Here is a 14784-nt window from a genome sequence, read left to right as displayed (position 1 = left end):
CAAAAGGGACCATTGATGTTATTCGAGATGGTCCCTTTTTATGTGATTTTATAAAGAAAGAGCTTTTATTATCAATGGTTCTATTGTTTAAAATCGAGAGTTAAGTTCCAGAATAAAAAGATTCAGTTTTTATCATATAAAGTCGTAAAATCGTGTGATTTTTATAAAAGTACTATTATATTGTCAATATTAAGTACATTATGGTATAATAAAACAATGTCGGCTAAGACTGTAAGAAACGTACAAAGCTATTTTGGTTAGAGGATTCAACTAGGAGGAATTGGGAATGGACATGATTGTGAAGTATATCGACGAATTGTTAGAAAAAAGTACACCAGAGCGTCCAATGTGGAACATTGAGAAATTAAAATCTGGAGCAAAATCTGAATGGAATTACATCGATGGATGTATGATTAAAGCAATTCTTGAAATGTATACAATTACTAAGGAAGAAAAATACTTAGCATTTGCGGATGCATTTATTGATTACCGTGTGAATGAAGATGGAACAATTGCAGGTTATTCTGTTGAAAAATATAATATTGACGATGTGAACGCAGGTAAAACTTTATTTGAGCTTTATGATTTAACAGGAAAAGAAAAGTATCGTAAGGCAATTGATTTGGTTTATTCACAAGTGCAAACACAACCAAGAACAAAAGAAGGAAACTTCTGGCACAAAAAGATTTACCCTAATCAGATATGGCTTGACGGGCTTTATATGGGACAACCATTTTATATGGAATATGAAACTCGTTTTAACAATAAAAAGAATTATAAAGATATTTTCAACCAATTTTTTAATGTTTACGAGCTTTTAAGAGATAAAGAAACTGGATTATATTATCATGCTTACGATTCTTCAAGAGAAATGTTTTGGTGTGATAAAGAAACAGGATTATCTAAGAACTTTTGGTTAAGAGCAATTGGTTGGTATTCTATGGCTTTATTAGATACACTAGATAAATGTGATCCTGTTGGTTATGAGGAAGAATATGAAAAATTAAAGAAAATTTTCCTTGAATTAATGGAATCTATGTTAAAATTCCAAGATGAAAGTGGTATGTGGTATCAAGTTGTAAACATGGGTGGACGTGAGAAAAACTACCTTGAAACTAGTGGTAGTGCAATTATGGCATACGCTTTATTAAAGGGCGTTCGTCTAAACTTTTTACCAGAAAGCTACCGTGAATTTGGTAAAAAAGCAATGGATGGTATCTGTGACAAATACCTAAATACAGAAGAAGGCAAGATGAGTCTTGGTGGAATATGTTTAGTAGCAGGACTTGGTGGACCAGATATGAGAGATGGTACTTATGAATATTACATGTCTGAGCCAATCGTTCAAGATGATGCAAAAGGTGTTGGACCTTTCTTACTTGCTTATACAGAATTACTTCGTTTAAAGAAATAAGTGAAGCAAGAGAATAAAATGACCTACTTATGGCTAGTTTTATTAAGGACTATTCATTGAAAAATGTGATATAACTAGCCATAAATTCATAATTTGAAAAAACTGTGAACTTTTAGGAAAAGCTTTTATTTTTCAATATTATATGTTAGACTAGTTTATACGTCGATAAATCTTATGAATTGAAACGTTGTTAAAATAAGCATTTTTTCTAATCATAGAGTTATGGGTCGAATGTTTTAAATAAGAATTTTTAAGAGAGGGATAGTTAATTATGAAGAAAGCAAAAATACTTTCACTTGGTTTATGTGTTGCCTTAGCTTTCACAGCATGTGGTAAAAAAGGTTCTGAAGCTGCGACAAATGTGACACTAGGAAAATATAAGGGAGTAGAGGTTAGCGTACTTCCTGTTGAAGTTACCGATGAAGATATGCAGACAGAAATCGATTATTTATTAAAGAGTAATCCTAACTTTATCGAAATTACAGATAGAAAAGATGTTCAAGATGGAGACGTTGTAAATATCGACTATGTAGGCTCTATTGACGGTGAAAAGTTTGAAGGTGGTTCTGCAGAAGACACTCTTTTAACAATTGGTTCTAACACATTTATTGATGATTTTGAAGAACAATTAATTGGACATACTGTTGGTGAGACAGTAGATGTTAATGTAACTTTCCCAGAAAATTATAGTAGTACAGATTTAGCTGGTAAAGATGCGTTATTTGTTGTTACAATCAATAAGATTGGTAAAGAAGAAGCAGCTGAACTTACAGATGAATTTGTAGCAGCTAATACAAGTTATAAAACAGTGGATGAGTATAAGACATCATTAAAAGAGTCCTTACTTGAAGATGCAAAAAGTGCTTCCGATACACAAAAAGAAATTGATTTAGTAACAGCAGTTATTGAAGCATCTACATTTAATAATCTTTCACAAGAAGAAATTGATCAGACAGTAACTGATATGAATAATTATTATGAGTCAATGGCTACATCCGCTGGTCTTGATTATTCATTGTTTAAATTATATTATTTTGGTATGGATGAAGAAACATTCGATACTGAAATTAAAAAAGCAGCAGAATTACAAGTTAAGCAAAAATATATTTTAGAAGCGATTGCAAAAGAAGAAGGCTTAACAGTTAGTGATGATGAATATACTACATTTTTAGCGGATTACGCAAAAACTTACAACTATGATTCTCCAGAGAAATTTGAAGAAGCATATGGTAAAGAAAATGTTAGTAAGACAATCTTATTAGATAAAGCCTTAGCTGTTATTAAAGATAATGCAGTTGAAGTTGAAGCGACAGATGATGAAGCTGCAACAACAACACCAACAGCTGAGCCAACAGCTGAACCAACACCTACAACAGCAAGCTAGGAACACTTATAACAAATAAATATTCGACTGGTACAAAGCATATGAGTCATATGCGCCTGTACCAGTCTTTTTTATTTATATGAAAAAGAGATTTTAACACCTAAATATTTACATGAAATAAAAGCATAAACGCTTTGCTTTATATAATGAAAAACGTTCCGCTTAAAAAGTGAACATTGGAAATAAAGTAGTGTAATTAAGGGGATACGGACTGCAATGCATTGACATACCTGTGGTTTACGGCATCCCAGTTTATTACATGAAAGATATTTTCAACATAAGCTCCTCTATTATTTTTTTGATCCAAGTAATACGCATGTTCCCAAACGTCTATTAATAATAGAGGAATTAATTCAAAGGATAACGGTGTATCTTGATTGTTTGTTGAAATGATTGCAAGTTCATTGGATGGTGTTAAAACTAGCCAAGCATATCCAGAACCAAATTGCTTTGTAGAAGCACCTTTCATCAAATCTTTAAATGTATAGAAAGAACCATATGTTTCAATAATTTTCATTAAAACTGGTAGAGACATAACCTCACCAGGATATGCAATTATGACTTCGTTTTGAGAACGTTCTCTGTGGTTCTCTTCTTTTGAAGCCATTATATTTGGTTTTAGAGAAGAGAAATAAAGATCATGATTAAATACGCCACCTGCATTATTCCTAACTTCAATTTGGATTGAACCAGGAAGTATTTCAAGATTTGATAATAGTTCTTCTAATGTTAAAAATTGATATTGAGGGTATTTTGAGAGAATGTGGTTTAAATTATCCACATACGTTTTTAGATGTTTGTCGTGATGGTAATGAAGGGTTTCCTGGCTGATGTAAGGTTCTAAACTATTATAAGGATATGGTAGAGGGAGAAAAGGGAAAGGATATGTTTGCTCAGATATGTTCATAGTAACCTCCAATCGTAAAATAAAATACTACAATAGGACTTTTAATTTAATGTATGATAAATCAAAGGAGAAGTTACTCTTACATATGGCTTTAAACTGTATTTTATTAGATATAGAAATACAGGCAAAATATCAAATGAAAATAATTCGTATTTTTACGGGATTGTGTATAATGTGTGCTAATCTTAAGAATTCAAGCATACAATATAAAAACAAGTATTCTAGGGTGGAACTGCATGAAAGGCTCCAATTTGTTTAAGCATAAGCAAATCGAGGAACGTGCTGCGGAGATTGCTGCATATATTATAGATAATAATGCAACTGTAAGGCAAACCGCAAAGCAGTTCGGTATATCAAAGTCAACGGTACATAAAGACGTAACCGAACGATTATTACAAATCAATCCCTCTTTAGCAGAACGGGCACGTGTCGTTTTGGATTTGAATAAGTCAGAGAGACATATTAGAGGGGGATTAGCAACAAAAGAAAAATACCTACATAAAGATAAGGGGATTCAAACTTATTAACTATGTTAGGCTTAAAAAAGAGACTGTCATAAACGACCATTGTGGCAGGCTCTTTTTTTGGTTACTAACAAAAAAATGTTTTTTATTTTAAGATATTATTTGCTGGATTTGAAAAACATCGAGTAAATGATATTGATAAAAAATAATCAATATGGTTTATTACTAAAATTTTTCCTGTAAGAGATTACAATTTGAAAGAAGCAAAAATTTATGTTATATTATATGCGCATTAAATTTATTAGCTAAATATGAGTAATTTTGTAAATTTTAATTGTAAAAGCTTACAATAAAAATACGTAATTTGTAAAAGCGCTGTTTTATTAAAGAAAAAAATGGGACAAAACCGCAAATTTTAAATTTCAAATTGTATTAATATGTGTTAAAATAATATCATATGCATGATTTGGGATTAAATTCTGCTAAATTTATGCTAAGAGTGTGCAAAAAAGCTGTAACTGTTAAAAGTTGTGCTTAATAATGAGGGAAAGAAGGAGTAAAGATGGCGAGAGGAACATTTTCAGGCGGAATCCATCCATATGATGGTAAGGAATTATCCAAAGACAAGCCTACGAAAACCTTGATACCAAAGAATGAATTGGTATATCCATTGGAACAGCATATTGGATCACCAGCGAAAGCTCTTGTTGCAAAAGGGGACAAGGTTTTAGTTGGACAAAAGATTGCAGAAGCTGATGATGGAATTTCAGCATGTGTTGTAAGTTCAGTATCTGGAACAGTAAAGGTAATTGAACCAAGAATGACTGCATCAGGGGCGAAGATTAATTCAATTGTTGTTGAAAATGATAATGAGTATTCAACCATTGATGGCTTTGGTGAGAAAAGAGATTACAATAAGCTTTCTAAAAAAGAAATAAGAAATATTATTAAGGAAGCTGGAATTGTTGGTATGGGTGGAGCTGGATTCCCAACTCATATTAAATTAACTCCACAGGATGATAGTAAGATCGAGTATGTTATCATCAATGGCGCTGAGTGTGAACCATTCTTAACAAGTGATTATCGAATGATGTTAGAGGAACCAGAACGAATAATTACCGGATTAAATATCATCTTACGTTTGTTTGAGAATGCTCAAGGAATTATTGCAATTGAAGATAACAAGCCAGAAGCAATTCAAAAACTAAAAACATTGGCAGAAAAGGAACCAAGAATTACAGTAAAAGCAGTGAAGACTAAATATCCACAAGGTGGAGAACGACCATTAATTTATGCTGTTACTGGACGCAAGATTAATTATTCTATGTTACCAGCAGATGTTGGTTGCATCGTGAATAATGTGGATACAGTGATTTCAATCGCTCTTGCTGTAGCAGAATCTACACCGCTAATTCGCAGAATTCTTACGGTTTCTGGAGATGCAGTAAAAGATACCGGAAATTTTGTTGTTCGCACTGGAATGCTTTATAGCGAGTTATTAGATGCGGTTGGTGGATTTTTAGAGAAACCAAAGAAATTGATTTCAGGTGGACCTTTAATGGGGACAGCCCTTTACTCCTTGGACATCCCAGTTACTAAAACATCCTCTGCTTTGCTTGCATTTAAAGAAGATGATGTTGAGGATATGCCAGAATCTCCATGTATCCGTTGTGGAAGATGTGTAGCAGTTTGCCCAGGAAACATTGTACCGAAAAAGATGATGGAAGCTGCGAAACGTTCTGATCAAGATGGTTTTAAGAAATTATACGGTTTAGAGTGCTGTGAATGTGGTTGCTGTGCTTATGCATGTCCTTCTGGAATTCGTCTAACACAGGCCTTTAAGCAGATGAAGCGAAGCATAAATACAGAAATTAAAAAGTAGAATTTTGAAAGAGGTGGAATCTTTGAAAGAGATGTATAATGTCTCTACTTCGCCACACGTTAGAAGTGGAGTAACAACAGCACAGATTATGAGAGATGTAGCAATCGCATTGATGCCGGCAAGCGTTTTTGGGGTATATCAATTCGGATTTTCAGCATTTCTTGTTTTATTAGTATCTATAACAACTTGTGTGCTATCAGAATACTTTTATCAGAAATTAATGAAAAAGCCATATCACCCATATGAATGTTCTGCGTTGGTGACTGGTTTATTACTTGGAATGAATTTACCATCCACAGTACCACTTTGGATTCCTGTTATTGGTGGCGTGTTTGCAATCATTATTGTAAAAGAGTTATATGGTGGATTAGGTCAAAACTTTATGAATCCTGCACTTGCAGCTAGATGTTTCTTACTTATTTGTTTTGCAGGAAGAATGACAACATATACACTGGATTCTGCTTCAGTAGCAGGTGTTGCTAAGGAAGGATTATATCATTTCAATTATGGTGCAGCATCCATTGATGGAATCACAGGTGCAACACCATTAGCTGCAATGAAAGCTGGAGAAAGTGTTAATTTATTTGAGATGTTATTTGGATTTACCGGTGGAGTTATCGGTGAAACCAGTGCAATAATGATTTTAATTGGTGCCATTTATTTATTATACCGTAGAGTTATTTCATTACGAATTCCTCTTACTTATATTGGAACTTTAGCTGTTTTTGTTTTAATCTTTGGTGGACATGGATTTGATCTTTCCTATGTGGCAGCGCAAGTTCTTGGTGGTGGACTTTTACTAGGTGCATTTTTTATGGCAACGGATTATTCCACTAGTCCAATTACTAAAATGGGACAGATTGTATTTGGTGTGTGCCTTGGTTTATTAACAGGTATCTTCCGTATCTTTGGTTCTTCTGCAGAGGGTGTTAGTTATGCAATCATTTTCTGTAACCTACTAGTACCATTGATTGAAAAAGTAACAATGCCAAGAGCCTTTGGAAGAGGAGGTAAGAGTTATGCAAAATAAATCCTCGATATTAAAAGATGCATTTGCATTATTTATGATTACGTTAGTGGCAGCACTTGCACTAGGCTTTGTCAATGAAATTACAAAAGACCCAATTGCGAGACAAAAAGCAAAGGCAAAATCAGAAGCATATCAAACTGTTTACCAAGAAGCTTCCATGGTAGATGTTGAAAATGAAGATATTAAAAGCCGTGTTGAGACTTCTGAGCAATTTTTAGCAGATCAAGGAATTACCGGCGCAACAATTGATGAAGCCGGTATTGCAAAAGATGCAAATGATAATGCAATCGGCTATGTTATGACTATTACATCCAAAAAAGGGTATGGCGGTGATATCACATTTACAATGGGATATACTGCGGATGGAATGGTAACAGCAATTGAGATTCTATCCATGAATGAAACCGCTGGACTTGGTGATAGAGCCAAAGAAGATTCTTTTAAGGGTCAATTTGCTAATAAAAAAGTAGATTCGTTTAACCTTACAAAAAGTGGTGCGCAAGCAGAGAATGACATTGATGCAATTAGTTCAGCAACCGTTACAAGTACAGCGGTTACAGATGCTGTCAATGCAGGAATCGCATTTGCAAGTGATTTACTAGAAAATAAAGTAGGAGGGGTTTCACATGAATAAGTGCTTAGAACGTTTATATAACGGTATTATTAAAGAAAATCCTACCTTTGTTTTAATGCTTGGTATGTGTCCAACCTTAGCTGTAACCACATCCGCAATCAACGGAATTGGTATGGGATTAACAACGGCAGTTGTACTTGTAATGAGTAATATGCTAATTTCAATGTTACGTAAAGTAATACCAGATAAAGTTAGAATGCCTGCATTTATTGTTGTAGTAGCATCCTTTGTTACAATCGTACAATTATTATTAGAGGCATACATTCCATCTTTAAATGATTCCTTGGGTATATACATCCCACTTATTGTAGTTAACTGTATTATTCTTGGTAGAGCAGAAGCATATGCTTCTAAAAATCCTGTATTACCATCAATCTTTGATGGTCTTGGTATGGGACTTGGATTTACTCTTGGGTTAACTTCCATTGGTTTATTCCGTGAATTGCTTGGTGCAGGAACTATCTTTAGTATGAAAGTTACTCCATCTAGCTATGAGCCACTATCAATCTTTGTACTTGCACCAGGAGCATTCTTTGTTCTTGCAATGTTAACAGCTCTTCAAAATAAATTGAAGTTAAAATCAGCTACCAATGGAGATGCTCCAATGGAAGATCGACTTGCTTGTGGTGGAAATTGTTCCAGTTGCAGTGGTAGCGTATGTAGCGAAAATCATGCGATTTTAACAAAAGAAAAAGAAGAGAAAGCGAAACTAGCAGCGGAAGCAAAAAAGAGAGCAGCTGCACAAGTAAGTACGAAGAATAACTCAGCATCATCCACAGACGGAAACCAAGAATAGGAGGAATGATTTAAATGAAAGAATTACTTATCGTGCTCATAGGAGCTGCGCTTGTTAATAATGTCGTATTAAGTCAGTTCCTTGGCTTATGCCCATTCCTTGGCGTATCAAAAAAGACAGAAACTGCAGCGGGTATGGGAGGAGCTGTAATCTTCGTTATTACAATTGCCTCTGCATTATGTAGTTTGATTTATAATTTTATTTTAGTTAAGACAGGATTAGAATATATGAACACGATAGTGTTTATCATTGTAATCGCTGCATTAGTACAGTTTATAGAAATGTTCTTAAAGAAATTCAGTCCAGGACTTTACAATGCTCTTGGTGTTTATTTACCACTTATTACAACGAACTGTGCAGTTCTTGGTGTAGCTTTAACTAATGTACAGAGTGATTATGGATTTGTAACAAGTGTTGTGAATGGTTTTGGTACAGCAGTAGGGTTCACGATTGCCATTGTTATTATGGCAGGTGTTCGTGAGCGTATCGAATATAATGATGTGACAAAATCCTTTCAAGGTTCACCAATTGTATTAATCACAGCAGGTCTTATGTCAATTGCATTCTTTGGCTTTGCTGGATTATTATAGGATAAGGGGGAGAATTGATGAGTATGATGTATGTTGACCTCCTTATGGGAACCGGGGCTCTTGCAATTAGTGTAAAAGGGATTGCAATGGCAGCAGCAGTTGTTAGTATTACTGGACTTATCATAGGTATTTTACTAGGAGTTGCAGCAAAGGTTTTCCATGTTGAGGTAGATGAAAGAGAACTTATAGTTCGTGAATTATTACCTGGTAATAATTGTGGTGGTTGTGGTTATGCTGGCTGTGATGGTCTAGCAAAAGCAATTGCTGCTGGAGAAGCACCTGTGAATGGATGTCCAGTTGCTAGCGCAAGTATCCATGATGAAATTGGTAAAGTTATGGGTAAAACAGCTACAAAAGCTGATCGTAAAGTAGCTTTTGTAAAGTGTAATGGTAGCTGCGATAAAACAGAAGTTAAGTACAATTACTATGGAATTACTGATTGTAAACAAATGGCTATAACACCAGGCGGTGGTGATAAAGCATGTACTTATGGATGTTGTGGAGCAGGAAGCTGTGTTCGTGTTTGTGCCTTCGATGCTATCCATGTTATTAATGGTGTTGCTGTTGTTGATAAAGAAAAATGTGTCGCTTGCGGCAAATGCGTAACAGAATGTCCGAAGAATCTCATTGAGATTGTACCAGCGAAAGCGGAACATTTAGTAATGTGTAATTCCAATGATAAGGGTAAGGATGTTAATGCAGTATGTAACGTTGGTTGTATCGCTTGTTCTTTATGTGTTAAGGCATGTGAATTTGATGCTGTACACGTAACAGATAATCTTGCAAAAATTGATTATGATAAGTGTACAAACTGCGGTAAATGTGCAGAAAAATGTCCAAGAAAAATCATTGCTTAATTTTATGATGAAAATATAAAAATGAAAAGACTGTAACAAAAGTATAGTTTTATGAAGGGATAGAACGGTGCTAGTTTGTTGCAGTCTTTTTCTAATTAAATCTTTATTAAACTTCTTTATAAATATTTCATTGGATTTCTGAGGAAAACATGATATAATTTTTTAATGCATTGTAAGAAGATGTCTATATAAATTAATTTTTTACTATATTTTATACTAGTAAGGATTTATTGATAGAAAAGAGGATGGTGGATCATGGTTTGTAAAGTATGTGGAAGAACCATTGCAAATGAAGAAGCAAACTTCTGTGAGTATTGCGGGGCTTCTTTTCGTAATGGTGCAGAAAATATTTATCCAGAGTTTCAATATCAAAATACGAATAATTATCAAGGGAATAATCAATATAGCCAAAACAATACAGATCATATGCAAGGGAATAGAGCGTATGGAGCAAATCCATTTCAACCGGGAGGAAATGCGAATGCCTCAGAAATGCAAGGTAATGTTGTAGAAAAGCCAATGACATTCGGTAACTGGATGATGGTAATGATATTACCATTTATACCAATGATAGGGCAGATTGCATACTTAGCAGTACTGTTTATGTGGGCATTTGGAGTGAAAACTCCACCTACGAAAAAAAACTGGGCAAGAGCTACTTTAGTAATGCTTGTAGTAGCGTTGTTCTTTGTATTTGCATTGTTTGGATCAGCTTCAAGCCTTTTATCTGGCTTAGGCACCATTTAATATTAAAAAGGACTTTCAAAAATAATGTTATTCATAGGAGTATCATATCAGTCATATAGATTGATTGGTATGGATAATTATGAAATATTATTTTGTGAAAGTCCTTTTATTTTCTATTATGTAAGAATGGCGCCTTTCGGTTAGCTTATTCAGGTATACTAACTTAGTTTATATCAGATTAGCGCCTTAATATTGGTGTCTTAAAATTAGTTTATTCATACTTATTCTTTTAGACTTGTTTTTTAAAGATTAGCTTCTTAAGATTTGTTCAATTTGTTCTAATTCTTCTTCACTAAAATCTAAATTCTTCACTGTGTTTACATTTTCTATAATTTGAGAAGGTCTACTTGCACCAATGAGTGCACAAGTAATACGTTCTTTTCGTAGGACCCAGGCAAGCGCTAGTTGTGTCATTGATTGGCCACGATTTTGTGCGATAACATTTAGTTTTTTTACCTTCTCAACAACTGCTTCTGTAACAGAAGATTCATTTAAGAACACGCTTTTTGTATCTGCAGCTCTTGAATCCGATGGAATACCATTGGCATATTTATTAGTTAATAATCCTTGGGCAAGAGGACTGAAAGCTATGCTACCAACCCCATTTTTATCTAATACATCCGTTAGACCATCTTCCACCCAACGGTTTAACATAGAATAGGATGGTTGGTGAATTAATAATGGTGTACCAAGGTCGTTTAATATATCAATAGCTCTTTGTGTATCCTCTGGTCCATAATTTGAAATACCTATATATAAGGCTTTTCCAGAACGAACGATTGAGTCTAATGCTCCCATAGTTTCTTCAAGGGGAGTTTCTTTGTCTGGTCTGTGATGATAAAATATATCTACATAATCAAGACCCATTCGTTTTAAACTCTGATCTAGACTAGATATCAAGTATTTTCTACTTCCATTGTCCCCATATGGGCCAGGCCACATATAGTAACCAGCCTTTGTAGAAATAATCATTTCATCTCTATAACTTTTTAATTCGTCACGAAGAATTTTTCCAAAGTTCTCTTCTGCTGAACCAGGTTTTGGACCATAATTGTTTGCTAAATCAAAATGTGTAATACCTAGGTCAAATGCTGTCGTTACCATTTCAACCATATTATCATAATTATTTACACTTCCAAAATTGTGCCAAAAGCCTAAAGCAAATGCTGGAAGTTTTAAGCCACTCTTGCCGCAGCGGCGATATTTCATTGTTTCATAACGAGTTTCTTTTGCTAAATACATACCAAATACCTCCTTTTCTAAATTCTATTATATAAGAAAAGGTAAATATATAAATGGTTATTCCATTTGTTTATTTGTATATTATTATAAAAATATCATAGATAAAGATATCATAGATAAAGATATCATGGATATAGACAAAAATGTAATAGACAGAAATGTAATAGATAACACAGAATATATTTATATTAATTGAAAAATTTACAATAGTTAAAATGATAAATAAAAATTCGATTAACTGAAAAGCAAAGAATAAACAAAAATAGTAAAAAAGTTGAAAAAATTTATAATTTTTATTATACTTAAAGGGGAACAAAAGATATACAAATTTCATAAAAAAGCTACAGAAAAACTATAAATAAAATCAACCAAAATTCACACTATAGTCATACCAAATTGTATTAGCGAAAGGATATGCATTATGTATCAAATGATAATCATTGATGATGAACCTATCGTAAGAGAAGGGTTAATGCGTCTGCTTTCTTGGGGAGATTACCAATTTGAAGTATGTGCTCAAGGAACGGACGGAATTGATGGACTAGAAAAGGTTTTAAAATATCACCCAGATCTTGTCCTTGTTGATGTAAAGATGCCTGGCATGAATGGATTAGAACTGATACGTCAAGCGAGGGAGCAGGGATTTCAGGGTGCCTTTATTATACTTACAGGCTTTTCTGATTTTGAATTTGCAAGGACAGCAATTTCACTTGGTGTAAGAGATTATTTATTAAAGCCAGTAGATGAGGATGAATTAGCAGAAAATTTATGTAATATTGTAAAGGAATTAGAAGAGAAGAAAAAGCTAAATGATAAGAATGAGATGAATGAGCAGACCGCAATACAGGAGATGTTAAGACGATTAGTATTATATCGTAAGGAAAACGGAGCCCTATATCAACAGATGCAAACGTATCACTTAGACTTTAATTATACGAAGTTTTGTGTAGGGGTGCTATGTAACCAAGGAAAGGATAAGGATACTATTATTGAATATCCTTCCAAAGAAAAGCTAGAACTTATGATAAAAGGGATCATTGATATCGAGTGTGTCATGATTGAAGATAAATGGGTATTAATCGGAAAAGGGATGAGCTATCAGGATTTATTACATAAGCTTTTATTAAATAATGAAAAACTTTATACGATTTATAATGAAAAATATTTTATTTGTATGGGACATGATGTAGCCCATTGGGAGGATATTCATTATTCCTATGAATGTGCAAGGTTGTTATCGGAATATCAATTTATCTTTCATAATGAAGAGGCAGTAACGATTCAAGCACTGAAAGACTGTAAAGGAATCGTAATCGATACTCTATTTGAAACGATTTGTTTTCAGATAGAAATAGGAGATCTTGATAATCTTGCAAAATCAATTGAGAAGATTGAAGAATATTGTAAGTTAAAACTATTAAAAGAATCCGATGTAAAAATGTTATTTACACATAATTTATTTCAATTAGGAACGGTATTAGAAGAGAGGTATGAGCAAAAAAGGGGTGAGTTCCCAGAATATGAAGAGTTATCTGTGCTCATAAAAGGGTCTGGTAATTTAAAAGAGTTACTTAAAAATGCAACAAATTATTGCAAAGAGCTAAGTCAAATTATCGCTGCAACTGGGGCTGAGAATGTAATAAAACGAGTTCATGCCTATGTGGAGAAGAACTATGATAAGGATTTGAAGTTAGAAGGGATTGCGAAGATTTTTAATTATAACAGTGCATACTTAGGGAAGCTGTTTAAAAAGGAAATGGGTGAAAATTTTAATAATTTTTTAGATCATATCCGTATAGAAAATGCGAAAAAAATGCTTACTGAAACTGATTTAAAAGTATATCAAGTATCTGAACGGGTTGGGTATAGTAACATAGATTACTTTTATTCAAAGTTTAAACGTTATGTAGGAATTAGCCCTAAAGAATTTAAAAAATCAATTTAAGGATAGTAATAAAAACAAGGAGAGGGAATGAACTGGTTAGTCCATTCCCTCCTTGTTTTCACTAGAAACATTATTAGAGTCTGCTTCGGAATCTTCTATCGAAGTTGTAGTATCTGTATTTTCTTCTGTCTGTGGATTATCATATTTTTTTAATATTTTTAACATTAAGAATGAAATAATATAGGCTATGAATGAATAGCCAAAGAAGCACATAATAACTGCGGTTGGGGCTGTTAAAACATTAAGTGCAACGCCGCCAGCAATTAAAATCATGAAGATAAGTGTGTATGGCTTATTATTCATACAAAAATACAAAGAATTTCGAATGGTCTGTAATGTAGTGTTTTCATATCTTCCAACCAAAGGAAATGCAAAAATTGCAGTTCCAATAAGCATTAGTAAAAAGATGATACAAAGTGTGGAAATCACTGTCCCTACAGTACTTTCAAAAGTAGCCCAGAAAAATAACCCAAATCCTAAGCACAAAGCTGGGATAAATAAAATTAATTCAATTTTTGTAGCTTGTCTTAAATTTTCTTTAAAAGCGCTAATAAATTGCTTTCCAACATAAGTATCTTTGTCTTGAGCAATTTTAAAGGTTACAGAATAAAGAGCAGATGTGGAAGCTCCAATTGTTATGATAGGAATGCAAAAAACAATCCATAGAATATTTAATATGACAAAGTCTCTTAGTGTTAAAAAGAATTGAATCAACGGACCATTTACATTAAATAAGTTCTTCATTCGCTTACTCCTTATTATAGTATATCAATTAATTATACATGATTCTACAAGTATGTCTAGAGGAAACAACATAAAAGTATAGATTACAGTAACCATATAAATGAAATGGATTTTCTTAAAGTAATTGGAAAATTGATAACTAATTATT

14 protein-coding genes are annotated in these 14784 nt (G+C 33.4%); 11 read left to right on the top strand and 3 right to left on the bottom strand.

What is annotated here, in order from left to right; all coding sequences use genetic code 11:
- Positions 1–286 precede the first annotated feature (286 nt).
- A complete protein-coding gene (locus tag BN4220_RS00875) occupies positions 287–1414 on the top strand; it encodes a glycoside hydrolase family 88/105 protein (RefSeq protein ID WP_066712223.1) in 1128 nt (375 codons plus the stop codon).
- Between the two features lie 271 nt (positions 1415–1685).
- Positions 1686–2798 (top strand): trigger factor, encoded by a 1113-nt coding sequence (tig, locus tag BN4220_RS00870; protein WP_066712220.1) that lies wholly within the window; start codon positions 1686–1688, stop codon positions 2796–2798.
- 196 nt (positions 2799–2994) lie between these two features.
- On the opposite strand, the gene BN4220_RS00865 is transcribed toward tig, so the two are convergent.
- Positions 2995–3705 (bottom strand): superoxide dismutase, encoded by a 711-nt coding sequence (locus tag BN4220_RS00865; protein ID WP_066712217.1) that lies wholly within the window; start codon positions 3703–3705, stop codon positions 2995–2997.
- Between the two features lie 236 nt (positions 3706–3941).
- Here BN4220_RS00865 and spoIIID point away from each other — a divergent pair, with 236 nt between their 5' ends.
- From spoIIID to BN4220_RS00820, 8 genes are all read left to right on the top strand, one after another.
- Positions 3942–4232 carry a sporulation transcriptional regulator SpoIIID gene (gene spoIIID, locus BN4220_RS00855; RefSeq protein ID WP_066712211.1) on the top strand — a complete coding sequence of 97 codons (291 nt, stop codon included), beginning with the start codon at positions 3942–3944 and terminating at the stop codon, positions 4230–4232.
- Between the two features lie 499 nt (positions 4233–4731).
- Positions 4732–6051, top strand: coding sequence for an electron transport complex subunit RsxC (rsxC, locus tag BN4220_RS00850; RefSeq protein WP_066712190.1), 1320 nt, complete (start codon positions 4732–4734; stop codon positions 6049–6051).
- A 22-nt stretch (positions 6052–6073) separates the two neighbouring features.
- Positions 6074–7081, top strand: coding sequence for an RnfABCDGE type electron transport complex subunit D (locus tag BN4220_RS00845; RefSeq protein ID WP_066712187.1), 1008 nt, complete (start codon positions 6074–6076; stop codon positions 7079–7081).
- Positions 7071–7715 carry an RnfABCDGE type electron transport complex subunit G gene (locus tag BN4220_RS00840; RefSeq protein WP_066712184.1) on the top strand — a complete coding sequence of 215 codons (645 nt, stop codon included), beginning with the start codon at positions 7071–7073 and terminating at the stop codon, positions 7713–7715. Before BN4220_RS00845 ends, BN4220_RS00840 begins: the two co-directional genes overlap by 11 nt.
- Complete coding sequence (locus tag BN4220_RS00835) at positions 7708–8511, top strand: electron transport complex subunit RsxE (protein WP_066712181.1); 804 nt, start codon at positions 7708–7710, stop codon at positions 8509–8511. Before BN4220_RS00840 ends, BN4220_RS00835 begins: the two co-directional genes overlap by 8 nt.
- A 14-nt stretch (positions 8512–8525) precedes the next feature.
- Positions 8526–9101, top strand: coding sequence for an electron transport complex subunit RsxA (gene rsxA / locus BN4220_RS00830; RefSeq protein WP_066712177.1), 576 nt, complete (start codon positions 8526–8528; stop codon positions 9099–9101).
- Between the two features lie 23 nt (positions 9102–9124).
- Positions 9125–9958, top strand: a complete 834-nt coding sequence (locus tag BN4220_RS00825) for an RnfABCDGE type electron transport complex subunit B (RefSeq protein WP_347477044.1) — start codon at positions 9125–9127, stop codon at positions 9956–9958.
- 255 nt (positions 9959–10213) lie between these two features.
- Complete coding sequence (locus BN4220_RS00820; RefSeq protein WP_066712174.1) at positions 10214–10705, top strand: zinc-ribbon domain-containing protein; 492 nt, start codon at positions 10214–10216, stop codon at positions 10703–10705.
- 249 nt (positions 10706–10954) lie between these two features.
- Here the strand turns inward: BN4220_RS00820 and mgrA are convergent, their stop codons facing one another.
- On the bottom strand, positions 10955–11947 hold the full coding sequence (mgrA, locus tag BN4220_RS00815; RefSeq protein WP_066712158.1) for an L-glyceraldehyde 3-phosphate reductase: 993 nt from the start codon (positions 11945–11947) through the stop codon (positions 10955–10957).
- Positions 11948–12368: 421 nt separating this feature from the next.
- Between mgrA and BN4220_RS00810 the strand changes: the two genes are divergently transcribed.
- On the top strand, positions 12369–13892 hold the full coding sequence (locus BN4220_RS00810) for a response regulator transcription factor (RefSeq protein ID WP_066712155.1): 1524 nt from the start codon (positions 12369–12371) through the stop codon (positions 13890–13892).
- A 36-nt stretch (positions 13893–13928) separates the two neighbouring features.
- Here the strand turns inward: BN4220_RS00810 and BN4220_RS00805 are convergent, their stop codons facing one another.
- The gene (locus BN4220_RS00805; RefSeq protein WP_066712153.1) at positions 13929–14636 is read right to left on the bottom strand and encodes a YesL family protein; all 708 of its coding nucleotides are present in this window, start codon (positions 14634–14636) and stop codon (positions 13929–13931) included.
- Positions 14637–14784: the final 148 nt, after the last annotated feature.

The organism is Clostridium sp. Marseille-P299 (assembly GCF_900078195.1).
Lineage (GTDB): Bacteria > Bacillota > Clostridia > Lachnospirales > Lachnospiraceae > Lachnoclostridium.
This window is presented reverse-complemented; position numbering and strand designations above follow the sequence as displayed.

Coding starts and splice junctions, on each gene's coding strand:
- BN4220_RS00875 (WP_066712223.1), top strand. CDS start 287: ATGGACATGATTGTGAAGTATATCGACGAATTGTTAGAAAAAAGTACA.
- tig (WP_066712220.1), top strand. CDS start 1,686: ATGAAGAAAGCAAAAATACTTTCACTTGGTTTATGTGTTGCCTTAGCT.
- BN4220_RS00865 (WP_066712217.1), bottom strand. CDS start 3,705: ATGAACATATCTGAGCAAACATATCCTTTCCCTTTTCTCCCTCTACCA.
- spoIIID (WP_066712211.1), top strand. CDS start 3,942: ATGAAAGGCTCCAATTTGTTTAAGCATAAGCAAATCGAGGAACGTGCT.
- rsxC (WP_066712190.1), top strand. CDS start 4,732: ATGGCGAGAGGAACATTTTCAGGCGGAATCCATCCATATGATGGTAAG.
- BN4220_RS00840 (WP_066712184.1), top strand. CDS start 7,071: ATGCAAAATAAATCCTCGATATTAAAAGATGCATTTGCATTATTTATG.
- BN4220_RS00835 (WP_066712181.1), top strand. CDS start 7,708: ATGAATAAGTGCTTAGAACGTTTATATAACGGTATTATTAAAGAAAAT.
- rsxA (WP_066712177.1), top strand. CDS start 8,526: ATGAAAGAATTACTTATCGTGCTCATAGGAGCTGCGCTTGTTAATAAT.
- BN4220_RS00825 (WP_347477044.1), top strand. CDS start 9,125: ATGATGTATGTTGACCTCCTTATGGGAACCGGGGCTCTTGCAATTAGT.
- BN4220_RS00820 (WP_066712174.1), top strand. CDS start 10,214: ATGGTTTGTAAAGTATGTGGAAGAACCATTGCAAATGAAGAAGCAAAC.
- mgrA (WP_066712158.1), bottom strand. CDS start 11,947: ATGTATTTAGCAAAAGAAACTCGTTATGAAACAATGAAATATCGCCGC.
- BN4220_RS00810 (WP_066712155.1), top strand. CDS start 12,369: ATGTATCAAATGATAATCATTGATGATGAACCTATCGTAAGAGAAGGG.
- BN4220_RS00805 (WP_066712153.1), bottom strand. CDS start 14,636: ATGAAGAACTTATTTAATGTAAATGGTCCGTTGATTCAATTCTTTTTA.